This is a genomic window from Tistrella sp., from assembly GCF_002684955.1.
In the GTDB taxonomy this organism is placed as follows: Bacteria; Pseudomonadota; Alphaproteobacteria; order Tistrellales; family Tistrellaceae; genus Tistrella; species Tistrella mobilis.
The window spans coordinates 132,912-148,918 of sequence record NZ_NYWI01000020.1; the positions used below are offsets into that span (position 1 = coordinate 132,912).

Consider the following 16,007-nt stretch of genomic DNA (forward strand, 5'->3'; position numbering starts at 1 on the left):
CCGACATGATCCCCATTGGAGAATTTCATCCCGGAATAAATACACATACCGGATAGATTCCGGCCGAAGATGACCGTATGATCCCGCATGATCGGCCGCGCCGCCATCCCCAGCACAGGGAGGACATGTGGACCAGCATATCGAGCGGATCACGGCAGTGGCACGCCGCGCGGCACATGCCGATGATCGGCTCAGGCAAGCGATGACACTCCACCTCGTCATCGTCTTTCCGACCCTGATCGCGCTCATAACCGCTTTCACCGACAACTGGCCGGCAGCGGCAGTGACGACCGCCGTCCTCCTGTCTGTCATGTCGGCCCTGGTCGCCGGCTTCGTCGTCCATACCGCCTCCCAAGGGACAGGCCGGGTCTATTTCGACGCACTCGATCTGAAGCAGGCCGCCGACAGCCGGATGCTGGCTCATGCAGAGGAGATGGCGCGGGCAGATAAGGATCTCCGTCAGAGAGATGCGGATCTTCGTCATGCCAACGCCTTCCTCGAACTGCTTTCCTTCCAGAGCAAGGCCGACCTGCTATGGATGAACATGATCCTTCACTATGGCTGTCAGATACACCCAGCACCGACGCGCCAGGAAATCATAGACGAGGCCATGAAATTTGTTGTTGCCCAACGGGCGACGCTGTTCCGGATGGAGACCAGTACCGAATTGTTCGACTTCGCCGTCTACCTTCATGATCCCGACAGCGGTCTGCTGCAAAACGTCTGGCGCTTCAAGCATGACCAGCACCCAGGCGGAAAACTCGGCAGATCCTGGGCACCTGGACAGGGACATGTAGGCAAAGCCTTTGCCGACCGCTGCTCGAAGGTGACCGGTGATACGAGCAGGCCGGAGGCCTCCGCCCTGCTTGCCACCGCCCCCGCATGTACCCGCGAGTATGACGGCGCAACCTATCGCGCATTTGCCTCTTTCCCGATCGGGCCGGCAGCGGCAAGCGACGCCCCGATCGGCGTTCTGACAGCATCAAGCAACGTCGTCGACCGGTTCAACTACGGCAACACGGAAGTGCTGCGCCACGCGGCTCTTGCCCTTGCCAGCCTGATCATCCTCACCCAATATCAGAGGCATTGAGGCGCCCGTCTGCGCCCTCTTCCCCAGAGATCGACAATGAGTGACACCCTCCATATGCGCTTCCCGCCCGAGAGGCCATCCGGCAGCGTTCCGGGCGTTATCTCGCATGATCGTCGCGCGGAATATGCAGCCCTGCGTGTGGCAGCCTCCAACGGCACGTCGGAGGCGGAGCTGCGAAACATGGTCGAACTCGCCGCCGAAGACGCCCGCGCCCTTGCCGATTTCTACATCAAGGGCATCGTGCCCCGCGGCTGAACGTCGGCCGTCGCATGACGGATCATCAGCCCGGCCGGCCGTCGCCTGCCGGGCGTTTCTTTTATCCAATGGTTGAATTTCAGCCATCGCCATGATGTCATATAGGCGAATTCACGCCAGCAGCGACCTCACGTTCCGACGCCACCGGGCCTGACCGGCGGGCGGTCCCTGACGGACATCACGGACATGCCGGCCGGCGGCCCGTCTTCATGACGGGGAGCAAGACGATGGACGCACCAACGGCCTCCGCGGTTCCGGCCGCCACCTCACCCTCCGCGGCCACGGCAGCCACCTCGCCCTTCGACCGCGCGCCGGAGCGGGATCTCGTCAACCCGATCCCGCTCACCGCCGACGATATCGCCGGCTTCCGCGACAAGGGCTATATCGCGCTGCGCGGCCTGCTGACGCCCGACTGCACCGATGCCCTGAGGGCCGAGGCGCTGAAATCGGTCGTCGCCGCCCGCGATATCGGCGCCACCTATGGCGACACCTTCCGCCGGCTGACCTATGCCCTGGGCGAGACCGACACCTTCAAGGCGGTCTACACCGCCCGCGCCTTCCGCAAGGTGCTGGGCACGCTGACCGGCACCCGGCTGATCATGACCGAGGCCCAGGGCTTCGAGCTGAACAGCGAACGCAACGGCTTTCCCTGGCATTACGGCTCGCTGTCCTTCCGCTTCATCCGGCCGCAGGACATGGGCTACAGCATCTGGATCCCGCTGGATCCGATCGACCCCACGGGCCAGGGCGGCGGCATGGCCTATATCCCCGAGACGCTGTTCTCGGCCCGGGGCAATTTCCAGATGTCGAGCCTGCTGTCGGCGCGGCTGATCGCGGGGGAATCGATCGCCGACATCTCGGCCGGGCTGGCGCAGGTCTATAACGAAAACAGCATCCTGATGACCGGGCTGTTCGAACAGCACCGGGAAGAGGATCACTTCGCGGTCGGCGATGCCTTCCTGTTCAACAAATATGTCTGGCACCGCAGCAGCCCGCTCCGCCCCGGGCCGATGGCCACCCGGCTGGCGGTGAACATGCGCTTCATCGACTGGCGCGCCCGGCTGGACCGGGTGATGTTCGAAGGCGAGGCCGCGACCGGCGGCGGCGTCGGCATGGGCGCCGATTGGGGGGTGCAGAAGCAGACCACCTACGGATCCCAGTTCGTCGACATCGATCATGGCGACGAGATCCGCGATTCCCGCCATTGCGGCATGATCATCTGATGCGGGATCCCCGCCCCGAGGGCCGGACCGGGACTTCAGCCCCCCGCGGGTTGCGGGTGGTTCTGCTGGTCTTCCTGCCCTTCATGTCGGCCTATCTGCTGTCGGAAACCTTCCGCAACGTCAACGGCGTGGTCGGCCGGCTGCTGAAGGCGGAGCTCGGCCTCGGCCCCGAACGGCTGGGGCTGCTGACCGCGGTCTTCCTGGCCGCCATCGCCGGGTCGCAGGTCTTCGTGGGCGTGGCGCTGGATCGCTGGGGGCCGCGGCGCGTGGTCGGCAGCCTGATGGCGGTGGCGGCACTGGGTGCCGTGGTCTTCGCCGCCAATGATTTCAGTCGCCTGGTCGCCGGCCGCTTTCTCATCGGCCTTGGCATGGCCGCCTGCTGGGCGGCGGCCTTCAAGGCCAATGCCACCTGGTTCCCCCCCGGGCGGCTGGCGCTCGCCAATGCCGCGACGCTGGGTCTGGCAGGGCTCGGCGCCCTGGCCGCCACCCTGCCCACCGAGCTGATCATCGCCCGCACCCATTGGCACAACGTCTTTCTGGGACTGGCGGTCGCATCCCTGGTGCTGGCGGTGGTGATCTGGTGTCTGGTTCCGGAACCGGCAGACGGCCCCCAGGACGACGCCGCCGATCGGGCCTCGATCGGTGCCGCCTTTCGCGGCCTCGCGGGCATCGCCACCAGCCGGGTGTTCTGGAAGATCGGCCCGGTTTCCTTCCTGGCCCAGGGCGCCTGGCTCGCCTATCAGGGGCTTTGGGCGGGGGCCTGGCTGGCAGAGGTCGACGGCCTGGCGCCGGTGCCGGCGGCCTCGACGCTGATGTGGCTGGCGCTGGCGATCGTCGCCGGCCAGCTGGGCTTCGGCCTGCTCGCCGACCGGCTGCAGCGTGCGGGCATCGGGCTCTGGACCATCACCGCGGCCACCACCACCCTGTTCGTGGCCGCGCAGGCCGCCATCCTGCTGATGCCGCCGGGCGTGCTCACCCGGCCGCTCTGGATCGCCTATGGCCTGTTCACCGCCGGGCCGATCTTCACCTATGCCCTGCTGTCGCTGGCCCTGCCGGCGCGGCTGTCGGGCCGGGCGATCAGCCTGCTCAACCTTTTCGCCACCGCGGCGGGCTTCGTGCTGCAATACGGGGTCGGTGCGATCATCGGCCTCTGGGACGCGCCGGGCGACGGCATCTATCCCGCCGCCGCCCACCGCACCGCTTTCGGCGTGATGCTGGGCCTGCAGGTCGCAGCCCTTCTCTGGATGCTGGCGCCGGGCTGGCGGCCGCAACCGGCGGCCGCCGGTACGCTCCGGACAGACACCCCCGCCGTCAGGCGCTGATCCGCGTGCCTTCGGCCCGTGCCTCGGCCATGGCCCGGCAGATGCCCTCGCGCAGGATCGCGACCATGCGATCGATTTCGGCCGCGGTGATGATCAGCGGCGGCGACATCACGCACATATTGTAGACCGGCCGCACCAGCAGCCCCAGCTGCTGGCAGTGCCGGTCGACCTTCAGCGTGAAGGCATAGTCGCGCGCCTCGTCGGGATCATCGGCATCCAGGGTGCATTCCACCCCGGCCATCAGCCCGATCACCCGCACCTCGGCCACCACCGGCAGATCTTCCAGGCTGCGCAGGCGGTCGGCGAAATGCGGCATCACCGCACGCACATGCTCAAGAATACGGTCGCGCTCCATCACCTCCAGCGCCGCCAGCGCGGCGGCGGCCGCGACCGGATGGCCGGAATAGGTGAAACCGCTGAAGAACACGCGCGCGGCCGCGCCGTCGGCCGCACCGAGTTCGCGCACCAGCCGGTCGGAAATCAGCAGCGCGCCCATCGGCACATAGCCCGAGGTCAGCCCCTTGGCCAGCGTGATCATGTCGGGTTGAAGGCCGAACACCGCCTCGGATGCGAACAGATGGCCCAGCCGGCCGAAGGCCGTCACCACCTCGTCGGAGATGAACAGCACGTCGTGGCGGCGGCAGACCTCCTGGCAGCGGCGGTGATAATCCGCCGGGGGCACGATCACCCCGCCGGACGCCAGCACCGGTTCGGCCACGAAGGCCGCCACCCGCTCCGGGCCCAGCTCCAGGATCTTCGCCTCCAGCTCCGCCACCCGGGCGTCGCAGAACGCCTCGACGCTCATGCCTGCCGGGCGCAGCAGCGGCTTGGGACATGACAGCAGATGGATACCATCCGGCATATCCATGAACTTCTTTTCCGACAACTTACCCGAGCATCCGGCCGCCAGATGCGTGCTGCCGTGATAGCCGCCGATGCGGGCGATCACCTGCTTCTTGTGGGGCCGGCCGCGGACATTGTTGTAGAAAAAGGCGAAGCGCAGCGCCGAATCCACCGCGGTCGACCCGCCGGTGGTGAAGAAGACATGGGCAAGGTCGCCGGGCGCCGCCGCGGCCAGCCGGGCCGCCAGCCGGGCCGGCGCCTCCGCCCCCACCGCCCAGGGTGAGAAATAGGCCAGCGTCATGGCCTGGGCGGCGATCGCCTCGGCGATCTCGCGCCGGCCATGGCCCAGATTGACGCACCACATGCCGCCGGGCCCGTCGATCATCCGGTTGCCGTCGGTATCGATCAGATGGATGCCCTCGCCGCGAGCGATGATGGTGCGGCGGTTGCGGCCCAGCGCCGACAGATCCTCCCAGGGGTGCACGAAACTGTTGTCCGCCGCCTGAAGCCGGGCAGTGGGCGTGTCGGGACGTTGAACGGTCATCAGGGGCCCTCGCTTTCGCCCGAGTGTCGGCTGTCGCATTCACCGGCCGGCCTGAGGCCCGGCGGCAGGTCGCCGTCGATCCGCACCCAGCGATCGGGACGGAAGCCGTTGAAGGCGGTGGTCATGGCGTTGCTGTAGGCGCCGGCCAGGCCGAATTTGATCCAGTCGCCCTCGCGGAGATCCACCGGCAGCTCGATCCGGAAGGGCAGCAGGTCCAGGCTGTCGCAGGTCGGGCCCGATATCTCGCAGGGCCGCGTGGTCATCGCCGGCGACGGCCCCTCCGGGCGGATCACCACCGGCGGGTAGACGACGCTCTGGTTGGAGATCTGCAGCTCCTTCAGGCTGCCGTAGATGCCGTCGTTCAGGAACACCAGATCGTCCTTGATCAGGATCACCTGCACCACCAGCGACTGGCCCTCGGCGACCAGCGCCCGGCCGGGTTCGCAGATCAGCGTGCAGTCGGCCGGCAGCGGGGCTGCGGCGGCGGCGCGCCGGATGGCGGTGAAGAAATCCTCCAGCGGTTCCGGTGCCAGCCCCGGATAGGGGGTGGGGAAACCGCCGCCGACATCCAGTGTGGCGATCTCCACCCCCGCCTCGCGCGCCAGCGCCGCCGCCCGGGCGATCGCATCGCCATAGGCATCGGGGTGGCGGCAGAGCGAGCCGACATTGAAGGCCAGCCCCGGCCGCAGCCCGGCATCGGCCACCCGGCGCAGCAACCGCCGGCAGACGTCTTCGGTCGCGCCGAACTTGCTCGACAGCTCATAAACCGATCGCGGGTCGAAGGCCTTCATGCGCACATGGATCAGCGTGTCCGGGTCCGCGATCGCCAGCAGCCGGTCCAGTTCGCTGTCGTGGTCGACCACGAAGCTGCGCACGCCATGGCGCCTGAAGGCCGTCTCCGCCGTGCCGGTCAGCTTTGCCGGCGCCATGAAATGGCAGACCGCATCCGGGAACAACCCGCTCACCAGGGCGATCTCGGGCAGAGAGGCGGTGTCGAAATCCCGGATCCCGGCGGCATACAGTTCGTGCAGCACCTCGGGCTGCGGATTGGCCTTCACGGCATAGAGCACCCGGCCGGGAAAGCCCTCGACGAAGCGCCGGGCGGCCCTGCGCAGCAGCGGCGGGTACAGGCAGTAGACCGGTTCCACCGGTCTCAGCGCCCGCACCATCCCGGCGGCGGTGGCAAATCCCTCCAGCGCCGCCGCGGTTCCCGCAATCGGGGGCGGCGGCGCGGTGCGGGGCACGAAGCGGGCAGGATCGCGTTTCATCGCCCGTCACCCCGCCTCTGCCGGCATCGCCACCGGCGCGCCGCGGAAATGTTCGGTCAGCCCGGTGCGGGCGGGGCTGAAGGCCCGCTGCAGCGACGCGATCGCCCGATGCGGATCGGCCCGGCCGCAGACGAACACATCCACCGCCGCATAGCCGAATTCCGGCCAGGAATGGATGCTGATATGGGATTCCGCCAGCATCACGATGCCGGTGACCCCCAGCCCGTCGCCGAAATGGTGGACATTGCTGCCCAGCGTGGTCGCCCCGGCATCGATCGCCGCGCGGTTCAGCGCCCGTTCCACATAGACCGGGTCGTCGACATGGCGGCAGCCCCAGAATTCGGCCAGCACATGGCGCCCCAGAAAGCCGCGATCGCCGGTGGTATCGGGTATCTGTACATGGGGTGACATCCGTCATCCCTCCATCCTTTGGACATCAGGCGCCCTTGCGCGGCGCGACGACCGACCCGGCTGCGCGCTCACCGCGCAGCGAAGGCCCAGATCAGGATGTGGTCGTAAAGCGGGTCGCCCCGGATCGGCAGCCGGGTGCCATGCAGCAGCTCCAGCCCGGCCAGATCCGCCGCACGCTCCAGCGCCGGGCGGTCCAGATAGCGGTTGTCGTGGCCGTCGCGATCGATGAAGGCCTGGGATCGGATCCAGTCGGTGCCGACGATCCGGCCGCCCGGCGCCAGATGGCGGGCGATCTCGGCGATACAGGCGGCATGGGATGCGGCATCCGGCAGGATGCCGACGGTGCCGAAGCCAGTGACCAGGTCGAATCGCTCAGGCTCAAGCGCCCGCGGCCAGGGGCCGAGCGCGTTGAACACCATATAGCCGGCCATGCGGCGGCGCATCTCCGCCAGATGATCGGCCGGCCGGCCCAGCATCGCCATCACGTCGCGATAGCAGGGCGGCACCCGGCCGGCGCGGACGAAACCGTCCAGCACGATCAGCGCCTCGGGGATCACGTCGACCGCATGGATCTCGTCCACCCGCTCCAGCGCCAGCGACCAGAACAGGGTCGATGTGCCGGCCCCAAGATCCAGCCAGCGCCCGACCCGGCCGCCCGGGCCGCCATGTTCGGCCAGCACCGCCAGGATCGCCTCGGCGCCCATGCCGGGCACGAAGGCGTCGTTGAAGTAATCCGCCAGATAGCGGTGGAAATAGGCCAGGCGTTCCGGATCCGCCGGCAGATCCGACGGCCGGGTGGTCCGGCGGAATCCGGTCTCGTTGTCGAAGATCTGGCCGACATCGTCCAGCCGACCCGACAGGGCCTCGGTCTCGCTCATCGTGGCCTTCCTTCTGTACAAGCGTGTCGCAGCCGGGCGTCAGCCGCGCCGGAAGTCGAACACCATCCGCGGCGCGCCGTCGGCGAAGGGCTTGCCCCGCCGGTCCCCGGCCAGGCCATGCAGCACCAGCCCGGCCGCGGCGGCCGCGGCTTCGATCCGGGCCCGGTCGGGGCGGCGCAGCTCAAGCGTCGAGGTAAAGGCCGCCGGCACCGCCGCATCGGCGGTCTCGACCAGATAGCGAAAGCGGAAACGGATGGTGGGGCCGGTATTCCACTGGGTGCGCCAGCGGGTCATGCGGCCCCCGCCTCCCGTTGCACCCACCGCATCGAAAGGCCGCCGCCATTCCAGGATCTCGGTGCCGTCGGCAAGGCCGGGGCTGAAATAGCCCGGCTGGTCGCGCGGGTCGTCGGGGGCTGCGGGGTCGAAGGTCGCGCAGTCGATCAGCAGCCGGCCGCCGCGGTCGACATGGCGGGCAAGCGTGGTGATCGCCCGGTCCAGGTCGTCGTCGTCAAGGAACAGCTGCACCCCTTCGGCCGGACTCATCACCAGATCGAAGCGCCGGCACAGCCGCACCGCGCGCAGATCCGCCACCACCCCTTCGATCAGGGCGCCGTTGGGCATCTGCCGTGCGCGTTCGGCCAGCCTCTCGATCATCGCCACCTCCAGGTCCAGGGCGGTGATCGACCGGCCGGTGGCCGACAGCGGCAGGGTCACCCGCCCCACCCCGCAGGGTGCTTCCAGGATCGAGGTGACCCCCGGCCCCACCTGCGCCAGCAGAAAGGGCAGATCGGCGGTGTCGTCGTATTCCAGTTCGTAGAACGCCGCCCGTGCGGCGTAATCCGCAACCGCAGGCGGCTTATCAATCATAGGTTGCGGGATTGCGGTTGTGGCGGTCATTCCGCAGCCTGCCCGTCCAGCACCGCATAATCGTGCAGGATCACCGGATGGATCACGCGGCCGCCGGCCACGAAACAGCCGGCCGCAGAGACCGGATCGGGGCGCGCGGGATCGAAGATGGCATTGCCCAGCGCCAGCAGATGCGGGGTCATGTTCACGCTGTTGGCCTCGGCGCAGCTCTGATGCACCGCCATGGGCATCACATCGTTCTTCACGAAGGCCACACCGTGGCGCCGCGGGACCGGCTTGCCCCAGCGGACCACCGTGCTGGCCGATGGCAGATAGCCCGCGCCATAGCCGCAGGTGATGTCCACCACCACCGATCCGGGGCGCATGCGCGCCACGAGCTCGGGCGGCACCATCACCGGCGTGTCGTAGGTGGAAATCAGGATCGCGCCGACCACCAGATCGGCCTCGGGAACCAGCCGTTCCAGGGCCTCGGGCGTGTTCAGCTCGCAGGTCACATCCGCCGGCATGGTGGTGGCGAAGCGGCGCAGCGCATCCGCGCGCCGGCCCAGCACCGTTACCTCGGCGCCGAGTGCCGCCGCGGTGCGCGCGGCGGCGCCGCCGGCATTGCCATGGCCGATCACCACCACCCGGGCGCGCCGGGCGCCGGGCACATGGGCCAGCAGCACGCCCGATCCGCCCTCGACATTCAGCAGCAGATGCGCCGCTTCCAGCACCGCCAGCCGCCCGGAAATCTCGCTGTCGGGTGCCATCAGCGGGAAGTGGCCATCCTCGGTGCGGAAGAATTCATAGGTATAGGCGGTGACGCCGCGCCGGCAGAGTTCCTCGGTCAGCGCCCGCGTCTCGCCCGGATAGAACCAGGCGCAGAGATGGGTGTCGGGGCGGAAATGCCGCCATTCCGCTTCCGACGGATAGCGGTATTTCACGATATACCGCCCGCTGCCCCAGGCTTCGGCGGTGTCCACGATGCGGGCGCCCGCCGCGCGATACTCGTGGTCGCCGATCTCCAGCCCGGCGCCGGCCCCCGCCTCGACCGCGACGTCGAAGCCGTCGGCCACGAACCGGCGCACCGCATCGGGCAGCAGGATCACCCGCCGGTCGGCGTCGCGCGTTTCCTTCAGGATCGAGATGTGTTTCGGTGTCGATGGCATGGTCTATCCCCTTGGCTGCCGTGCCGCGGGCAACGCGCCGTCCGGGCCCCCGCGCGGCAGGGCGCGCGGGGGTCGGGGCCGTCCGGTCCTGCCCTGGTGACACACATGGCGCGCCGGGGCGGGCCGGTCCGACGGCGGGCGCGAAACCGCCCCTCTCCGGCATGCCTCTCTGACAAGGCCATGCCGGTTCTGCCGTCCTGTTCCAGATCTCTGAGTTGGGGGACCGGCCCGGATCGGGGTCGGTCTGGCGGGGGGGCGCTTCCGGCCTTATTCAACCCCGTCCGACAACGACCCTAAATCCATCTACCCAAGGTAGCAAGATTTTTTGAGATATAACTTAAGAGGGGATAATTCGTGTTCCATCAATACCTCAACCGTTGCGATACTGGAAGCTGTAGGCATTGATCGCCGGCACCCCGCCCAGATGGACATAGAGCACATTGGCGCCCGCGGGGATCCGGCCGCTGCGGATCAGGTCGATCATCCCCTGCATCGATTTGCCCTCATAGACCGGGTCGGTGATCATGCCCTCGGTCCGGGCGGCCAGCCGGATCGCGTCGTTGGTCTCGGCCGACGGCACGCCATAGGACGGATAGGCATAGCCGCGTTCCAGCACCACGTCTTCGGCGGTCACCGGCCGGCCCAGCCCGACCAGATCGGCGGTGCGCTCTGCGATCCGCAGGATCTGGGCATGGGTCTCGTCGGGCGTGGCCGATGCGTCGATGCCGATCACCTGCCGCGCCCGGCCATCGGCGGCGAAGCCCACCACCATGCCGGCCTGGGTGCTGCCGGTCACCGAACAGACGATGACATAGTCGAAGCGCACACCCAGCTCGCGTTCCTGTGCCCGCACCTCCTCGGCGAAGCCCACGAAGCCCAGCCCGCCCAGGCGATGATCCGACGCCCCGGCCGGGATCGCATAGGGCCGGCCGCCGCGGCGGCGCACATCCTCCAGCGCCTGTTCCCAGCTTTCCTTGAACGAGATGCCGAAGCCGGCATCGACCAGTTCGACCTCGGCGCCCATGATCCGGCTCATCAGAATATTGCCGACCCGGTCATAGACCGCATCGTGATAATCGACCCAGTTTTCCTGCACCAGCCGGCAGCGCAGCCCCAGCTTGGCCGCCACCGCCGCCACCTGGCGGGTGTGGTTGGACTGGATGCCGCCGATGGTGACCAGCGTGTCGGCCCCCTGGGCCAGGGCCTCGGGCACCAGATATTCCAGCTTGCGCAGCTTGTTGCCGCCGAAGGCCAGGCCCGAATTGCAGTCCTCGCGCTTGGCCCAGATGGTGACGCCGCCGCCCAGCGCCGCCGACAGCCGGTCCAGCCGCTCGATCGGGGTCGGGCCGAAGGTCAGGCGATGGCGCGCGAAACGATCCAGATGCATGATCAGAACCTCCCGTTAAAGTTGCGGGCCTCTCCCGCCGCCCACCCTGAAATCGTCCCCCGGACCCGGTTTTCGGGCAAATGCGTTGTCGGGCCCAGCCTTCGCGGAATCGGTCGCCATCTCGACAATCAGCCGCTCTGAATTGCATGATTTCTGGCCAAGGCGCAGTTTTCATGCGCCATCCGAAAGGGCCCGCCATGGAGGATGATCACAGCCTGGACCGCATCGACCGCAACATCCTGCGCCAGTTGCAGCGCGATGCGGATCTGCCCAACACGGAACTGGCCCGGCGGGTCAATCTCAGCGCCACCGCCTGTCTGCGGCGGGTGGAGAAGCTGAAGGCGCGCGGCATCATCCGCCGCACCGTCGCCATGATCGATGCGCAGGCGGTGGACCTCACCACCCTGGTCTTCGTGGGCGTGGTGCTCGACCGCTCAACGCCCGAAAGCTTCGAGGCCTTCGAAACCGCGGCCCGCAGCCTCAGCGGCTGTCTGGAATGCCATCTGGTGGCGGGCGAGGTGGATTATTTCCTCCTGCTCCGCACCCGCGACCTCGCCCGCTTCAACAAGTTGCATGCAGGTGAGATCATCAAACTTCCCGGCGTGCGCCAGATCCGCACCTTCTTCGTGCTCAAAGAAATCCTGTCGACCACCGAACTGCCCGTGTGAGGGGGCGGTCTGACGGGGGCTCAGCCTCGCCCCGCCTCCTTTGCCTCTGCCGCCGACGGCACCACTGCCTGGTCCACTGGCGCCTGGCCCACCGGCCCGTCTTCCTCGGTGCCGGTGATCAGCCGGGCGCCGCGCTGCAGGGTCAGATAGTCCCACAGCCATTTGAATGCGACGGCGATGCGATAGCGCAGCCCGACCAGGAAATAGACATGGGCGATGCCCCAGAATGCCCAGCCGGTGAAGCCGGTCAGCTTCAGCCGGCCGCGTTTCACCACCGCCGATCGTCGCCCCACCGTCGCCAGATCGCCCTCATGGCGATAGGCGAAGGGGCCGGGCACGGGCGATCCGGTCACCCGGGCGCGGATCACCCCTGCCACGTAATCGCCCATCTGCTTGGCGGCCGGCGCAATGCCCGGAACCGGCCGGCCCTCGGGGCCGGTGACGGTGGCGGTGTCGCCGATCGCAAAGATCTCGGGGTGCCCCGGCACGCTCAGATCGGGGCCGACCTGGATCCGCCCGGCGCGATCGCGCGGCGCCTCGACCCAGCTGCCGGCGGGGGAAGCGACCACCCCCGCGCCCCAGATGATGGTGGACGCCGGGATCCGCCCGCCCTCGATCGCGCTGCCGGCGGCCGGCGTCACGCCCTCGGCCAGGGCCACCGACACGCCGTCCGCGTCGCAGGCCGTCCCCCGCGCGCCGGTCGCCACCTCGACGCCCATCCCCTCCAGCGAGCGGCGGGCATAATCCGACAGATCCTCGGGAAAGGCGGGCAGGATGCGCGGCCCTGCCTCGACCAGCACGATGCGGGCGGCGCGCGGATCGACCAACCGGAAATCCGGCGGCAGCACCTTGCGGGCGATTTCGACGATCGCCCCCGCCATCTCCACCCCGGTCGGGCCGCCGCCCACCACCACGAAGGTCAGCAGCCGGCGCCGCGCGTCATCCGACCGCGCCATTTCGGCGCGTTCGAAGGCGAGCAGGATCCGCCGCCGGATCGTGGTCGCATCCTCGATCCGCTTCAGCCCGGGGGCCGCCCCCGCCCAGTCGTCATGGCCGAAATAGGAATGGGTGGCCCCCGTGGCCAGGATCAGCTGGTCATAGGGGATGCGCGCCGCCCCCGCCCGCACTTCGCGCCGCGCGGTGTCGACGCCGTCCACCTCGGCCATCAGCACCGTGGCATTGGCCTGCCGGCGCAGGATGGCGCGGATCGGCCAGGCGATATCGGCCGGCGACAGGGTCGCGGTCGCCACCTGATACAGCAACGGCTGAAACAGGTGATGGTTCTGCCGGTCGACGACGATCACCTCCACCGGCGCCCCATCCAGCGCCTTCGCCGCCTGCAACCCGCCGAAGCCGGCGCCAACAATCACCACCCGCGGCCGCCGTCCATTGGCCCGAACCTCGCCGGGCGGCGGGGCGGTGGTCACCTCGGGCGGATGAAGATCGACCATGATCCGGCTCCTGCTGCTGTGGCGCATCATCATATGGGCAGACATCCCCCCACCCGCCACCCGAACCACGCCCCGGACCCGCGGGTTCCCCCTGCCCCCGCGCCCCGCACATATCCCCCTTGCAACCACCCCACCCCCCGGGCGATCATCCCCCCACTCAGCCCCGATCTCCGCGAACCCCAAGCACACGTAAAAACCCCGGGAGGTTCGCACGCCAGATTTCCGTTATCTTTCAAGTGCATGCATTTTACAGTGACGTCACACACATACCATCGCATATTCCGCCCCGAGGTTCGCGCAAATCGGCTTTTTTCCGACGCCGAATCAGAGTATTAAAAGGGGATGGGTCGCACCCCTTGCGGGTGCGTGGATTGAAACAGCGGCAGGCCGAAGAGATCGCCTCTGCCATCTAGTCGCACCCCTTGCGGGTGCGTGGATTGAAACAATTTCGCCGATCCAAACGGGTCTATCAGGACACAGTCGCACCCCTTGCGGGTGCGTGGATTGAAACCGCCGCCACCCCCAGCGGCAGCACCCGCACGGTCGTCGCACCCCTTGCGGGTGCGTGGATTGAAACGCATTTTGCAAGCGCCACAAGCTCGATTGAAACTGTCGCCCCCCTTGCGGGTGCGACAGGACATCCCCGGATCAGGAGGCAAAAGATGGCCGCCACCAGCAGGATCTCTATCGCTCTCACCCCCGACCTGACCGACGCCGTTCATGCCGCAGTCTCCTCCGGAGAGTATGCGACCGCGGCCGATGTCGTGCAGGATGCCGTGCGGGAATGGAAGGAGCGGCGCGACCTGCCGGGCTACACGGTCGAAGAGCTGTGTGCAGCCGTGCAAGAGGGGCTTGAGAGCGGCCGCAGCACGCTTGCGACCATGGCGGAGGTCAAAGCCGAGGCACGGCGGCGGTTCCGGGCACCGGCCCCGACCATGCGGCCCCCACAACGCTGAGGCGGCCCACCCCAAAGAAAAACCGCCGGAGAGTCCCCTCCCCGGCGGCATTCCGTCCGTTCCTGGGCGTCCACCCCCTCCGCTTACCCGGCCCGAAGCTGCCGGGTCACCGCGCCGACATTTTCCGACACGTCGCCCACATCGCGGGCGACCTGGGTGATGCTGGCGGAAATCTCGCGCGCGGCCGCGTCCTGCTGGGCCACCGCCGAGGCGATCGAGGCCGAGATGGTCTGGACCTCGCCGATGGCGGCCGAGATGGCGTGGATCGCGTCCACCGTGCGGGCGGCCTCGCGCTGGACCGAGGCGATCTGTTCGACGATTTCGTCGGTGGCCGAGGCGGTCTGCTGGGCCAGGTTCTTCACCTCGCCGGCCACCACCGCGAAGCCCTTGCCGGCCTCGCCGGCGCGGGCGGCCTCGATGGTGGCGTTCAGCGCCAGAAGATTGGTCTGGCTGGCGATGTTGTTGATCAGCTTGATGACCACGCCGATCCGCTCGCCAGCCGCAACAAGGGCCTGCACGGTCTCGTTGGTGCGCGTCGCCTCGTTCGCCGCGGTGGCCGACGCATTGGCGGCCGCGCTGGAACGGGCGGCGATTTCGCCCACCGAGGCCGAAAGTTCCTCGGTCGCCGTCGCCACGACCTGGGTGTTGGCGGTCGCCCGATCGGCCGAGCTGCCGACCCGGGCCGACAGCGTGTCGGCGATGTCGTGGATGCCCTTGCGGCGATTGGCCTCGGCGCGCTCGTTCTCAAGCTCCGCCAGCTTCTGGGCGTGGATGTCGATCAGCGAGCCGCAGGCGCGCAGCGGGTTGCCCTGGGCGTCGCGGGCCACGCCGCCGATCGCCTTGAACCACCGGTAACTACCGTCCTTCATCTTCAACCGATAGGCGACGTCATAGCCGGTGCGGCCGCTGCGATCGTTCAGGCAGGCACCGAAGGCGTCGAAAGTCGCCGCGGTATCCTCGGGGTGGATGCGGTCCGACCAGGCATTCACCTTGTCGGGGAACCCGGTCATGTCCTCACGATCGAAGCCCACCAGCCGGCGGAACTCGCCCGAAAAGCGCCACTGCGCCTTCGGGTGCATGGCATCGCCCTCGTAAAGCTGGGCGTCCCAGAGACCGATACCGGCATGACGCGAGAGCAGGGCCATGCGCTCGACATCGGCCTTCTGGTCATGCACGTCGATCAGCGAGCCGCAGGCACGCAGCGGGTTGCCCTGGGCGTCGCGGGCCACGCCGCCCACCGCGCGGAACCAGCGCCAGGCGCCGTCCTTCATCTTCAGCCGATAGGTGACGTCGTAACCGGTGCGCCCGCTCCTGTCGTTCAGGCAGGCGGCGAAGGCCTCGAAGGTATAGCCGGAATCCTCCGGATGCAGCCGGTCGGACCAGGACTGCACCTTGTCCGGAAAACCCTGCCGGTCGCCATGGGCGAAACCCACCAGCCGGCGGAACTCGTCCGAGAAATGCCACGAGGCCTTGGCATGCATCGCGTCGCCCTGATAGAGCACCGCGTCCCACAATCCCACACCGGCATACCGGCCGAGAAGCTCCATCTGACGAGCCGCTTCTCCGTCGGCTCCCTCCATACCGTCATTCTTCCGCCAGAACATCATGCGCGCCTGTTGATGGTGTGAACCTGCGCAGCATCTTCGTGTGCGGGCGATGAAGAATACGTTAAGGGCCTGAACTTGCGACGAAGCGC

15 protein-coding genes are annotated in these 16,007 nt (G+C 68.2%); 6 read left to right on the forward strand and 9 right to left on the reverse strand.

What is annotated here, in order from left to right; all coding sequences use genetic code 11:
* Nucleotides 1-127 precede the first annotated feature (127 nt).
* The 4 genes from CMO28_RS05365 to CMO28_RS05380 all read left to right on the forward strand — a co-directional run bounded on the left by CMO28_RS05365 (nt 128) and on the right by CMO28_RS05380 (nt 3,890).
* Nucleotides 128-1,090 carry a hypothetical protein gene (locus CMO28_RS05365; protein WP_296710765.1) on the forward strand — a complete coding sequence of 321 codons (963 nt, stop codon included), beginning with the start codon at nt 128-130 and terminating at the stop codon, nt 1,088-1,090.
* A gap of 36 nt (nt 1,091-1,126) precedes the next feature.
* Nucleotides 1,127-1,345 (forward strand): hypothetical protein, encoded by a 219-nt coding sequence (locus CMO28_RS05370; RefSeq protein WP_296710768.1) that lies wholly within the window; start codon nt 1,127-1,129, stop codon nt 1,343-1,345.
* Between the two features lie 227 nt (nt 1,346-1,572).
* On the forward strand, nt 1,573-2,568 hold the full coding sequence (locus CMO28_RS05375) for a phytanoyl-CoA dioxygenase family protein (protein WP_296710771.1): 996 nt from the start codon (nt 1,573-1,575) through the stop codon (nt 2,566-2,568).
* Nucleotides 2,568-3,890, forward strand: a complete 1,323-nt coding sequence (locus CMO28_RS05380) for an MFS transporter (RefSeq protein WP_296710773.1) — start codon at nt 2,568-2,570, stop codon at nt 3,888-3,890. Before CMO28_RS05375 ends, CMO28_RS05380 begins: the two co-directional genes overlap by 1 nt.
* On the opposite strand, the gene CMO28_RS05385 is transcribed toward CMO28_RS05380, so the two are convergent.
* The 7 genes from CMO28_RS05385 to CMO28_RS05415 all read right to left on the reverse strand — a co-directional run bounded on the left by CMO28_RS05385 (nt 3,880) and on the right by CMO28_RS05415 (nt 11,236).
* The gene (locus CMO28_RS05385) at nt 3,880-5,277 is read right to left on the reverse strand and encodes an aminotransferase (RefSeq protein ID WP_296710775.1); all 1,398 of its coding nucleotides are present in this window, start codon (nt 5,275-5,277) and stop codon (nt 3,880-3,882) included. The two genes, CMO28_RS05380 and CMO28_RS05385, sit on opposite strands and share 11 nt — an antisense overlap.
* Nucleotides 5,277-6,545 (reverse strand): type III PLP-dependent enzyme, encoded by a 1,269-nt coding sequence (locus CMO28_RS05390; RefSeq protein WP_296710778.1) that lies wholly within the window; start codon nt 6,543-6,545, stop codon nt 5,277-5,279. Before CMO28_RS05390 ends, CMO28_RS05385 begins: the two co-directional genes overlap by 1 nt.
* A gap of 6 nt (nt 6,546-6,551) precedes the next feature.
* Nucleotides 6,552-6,956 (reverse strand): adenosylmethionine decarboxylase, encoded by a 405-nt coding sequence (gene speD / locus CMO28_RS05395; protein ID WP_296710781.1) that lies wholly within the window; start codon nt 6,954-6,956, stop codon nt 6,552-6,554.
* A gap of 68 nt (nt 6,957-7,024) precedes the next feature.
* Nucleotides 7,025-7,834: a class I SAM-dependent methyltransferase gene (locus tag CMO28_RS05400; RefSeq protein WP_296710783.1), complete on the reverse strand. Its 810-nt coding sequence runs from the start codon at nt 7,832-7,834 to the stop codon at nt 7,025-7,027.
* 39 nt (nt 7,835-7,873) lie between these two features.
* On the reverse strand, nt 7,874-8,731 hold the full coding sequence (locus tag CMO28_RS05405; RefSeq protein WP_296710785.1) for a class I SAM-dependent methyltransferase: 858 nt from the start codon (nt 8,729-8,731) through the stop codon (nt 7,874-7,876).
* The gene (locus CMO28_RS05410) at nt 8,728-9,849 is read right to left on the reverse strand and encodes an NAD(P)-dependent oxidoreductase (protein ID WP_296710789.1); all 1,122 of its coding nucleotides are present in this window, start codon (nt 9,847-9,849) and stop codon (nt 8,728-8,730) included. The genes CMO28_RS05405 and CMO28_RS05410 overlap by 4 nt, the downstream gene beginning before the upstream one ends.
* Before the next feature lie 370 nt (nt 9,850-10,219).
* A complete protein-coding gene (locus tag CMO28_RS05415) occupies nt 10,220-11,236 on the reverse strand; it encodes a 1-aminocyclopropane-1-carboxylate deaminase (RefSeq protein ID WP_296710791.1) in 1,017 nt (338 codons plus the stop codon).
* 197 nt (nt 11,237-11,433) lie between these two features.
* Between CMO28_RS05415 and CMO28_RS05420 the strand changes: the two genes are divergently transcribed.
* Complete coding sequence (locus tag CMO28_RS05420; RefSeq protein WP_062763584.1) at nt 11,434-11,904, forward strand: Lrp/AsnC family transcriptional regulator; 471 nt, start codon at nt 11,434-11,436, stop codon at nt 11,902-11,904.
* Between the two features lie 20 nt (nt 11,905-11,924).
* Here CMO28_RS05420 and CMO28_RS05425 read toward each other — a convergent pair whose 3' ends face one another.
* Complete coding sequence (locus CMO28_RS05425; protein WP_296710794.1) at nt 11,925-13,355, reverse strand: NAD(P)/FAD-dependent oxidoreductase; 1,431 nt, start codon at nt 13,353-13,355, stop codon at nt 11,925-11,927.
* Between the two features lie 662 nt (nt 13,356-14,017).
* Between CMO28_RS05425 and CMO28_RS05430 the strand changes: the two genes are divergently transcribed.
* Entirely contained in the window at nt 14,018-14,311 is a 294-nt protein-coding gene (locus CMO28_RS05430) for a ribbon-helix-helix domain-containing protein (RefSeq protein ID WP_296710796.1), read from the forward strand.
* 83 nt (nt 14,312-14,394) lie between these two features.
* Here CMO28_RS05430 and CMO28_RS29900 read toward each other — a convergent pair whose 3' ends face one another.
* Nucleotides 14,395-15,858 (reverse strand): PAS domain-containing methyl-accepting chemotaxis protein, encoded by a 1,464-nt coding sequence (locus CMO28_RS29900; protein WP_416370959.1) that lies wholly within the window; start codon nt 15,856-15,858, stop codon nt 14,395-14,397.
* Nucleotides 15,859-16,007 lie beyond the last annotated feature (149 nt).

What these genes read in the sequence shown, in the direction of transcription:
- CMO28_RS29900 (WP_416370959.1), bottom strand. Translation starts at nt 15,858, where the DNA reads ATGGAGCTTCTCGGCCGGTATGCCGGTGTGGGATTGTGGGACGCGGTG.
- CMO28_RS05430 (WP_296710796.1), top strand. Translation starts at nt 14,018, where the DNA reads ATGGCCGCCACCAGCAGGATCTCTATCGCTCTCACCCCCGACCTGACC.
- CMO28_RS05380 (WP_296710773.1), top strand. Translation starts at nt 2,568, where the DNA reads ATGCGGGATCCCCGCCCCGAGGGCCGGACCGGGACTTCAGCCCCCCGC.
- CMO28_RS05410 (WP_296710789.1), bottom strand. Translation starts at nt 9,849, where the DNA reads ATGCCATCGACACCGAAACACATCTCGATCCTGAAGGAAACGCGCGAC.
- CMO28_RS05370 (WP_296710768.1), top strand. Translation starts at nt 1,127, where the DNA reads ATGAGTGACACCCTCCATATGCGCTTCCCGCCCGAGAGGCCATCCGGC.
- CMO28_RS05420 (WP_062763584.1), top strand. Translation starts at nt 11,434, where the DNA reads ATGGAGGATGATCACAGCCTGGACCGCATCGACCGCAACATCCTGCGC.
- CMO28_RS05375 (WP_296710771.1), top strand. Translation starts at nt 1,573, where the DNA reads ATGGACGCACCAACGGCCTCCGCGGTTCCGGCCGCCACCTCACCCTCC.
- CMO28_RS05405 (WP_296710785.1), bottom strand. Translation starts at nt 8,731, where the DNA reads ATGACCGCCACAACCGCAATCCCGCAACCTATGATTGATAAGCCGCCT.
- CMO28_RS05415 (WP_296710791.1), bottom strand. Translation starts at nt 11,236, where the DNA reads ATGCATCTGGATCGTTTCGCGCGCCATCGCCTGACCTTCGGCCCGACC.
- CMO28_RS05390 (WP_296710778.1), bottom strand. Translation starts at nt 6,545, where the DNA reads ATGAAACGCGATCCTGCCCGCTTCGTGCCCCGCACCGCGCCGCCGCCC.
- CMO28_RS05385 (WP_296710775.1), bottom strand. Translation starts at nt 5,277, where the DNA reads ATGACCGTTCAACGTCCCGACACGCCCACTGCCCGGCTTCAGGCGGCG.
- CMO28_RS05425 (WP_296710794.1), bottom strand. Translation starts at nt 13,355, where the DNA reads ATGGTCGATCTTCATCCGCCCGAGGTGACCACCGCCCCGCCGCCCGGC.
- speD (WP_296710781.1), bottom strand. Translation starts at nt 6,956, where the DNA reads ATGTCACCCCATGTACAGATACCCGATACCACCGGCGATCGCGGCTTT.
- CMO28_RS05400 (WP_296710783.1), bottom strand. Translation starts at nt 7,834, where the DNA reads ATGAGCGAGACCGAGGCCCTGTCGGGTCGGCTGGACGATGTCGGCCAG.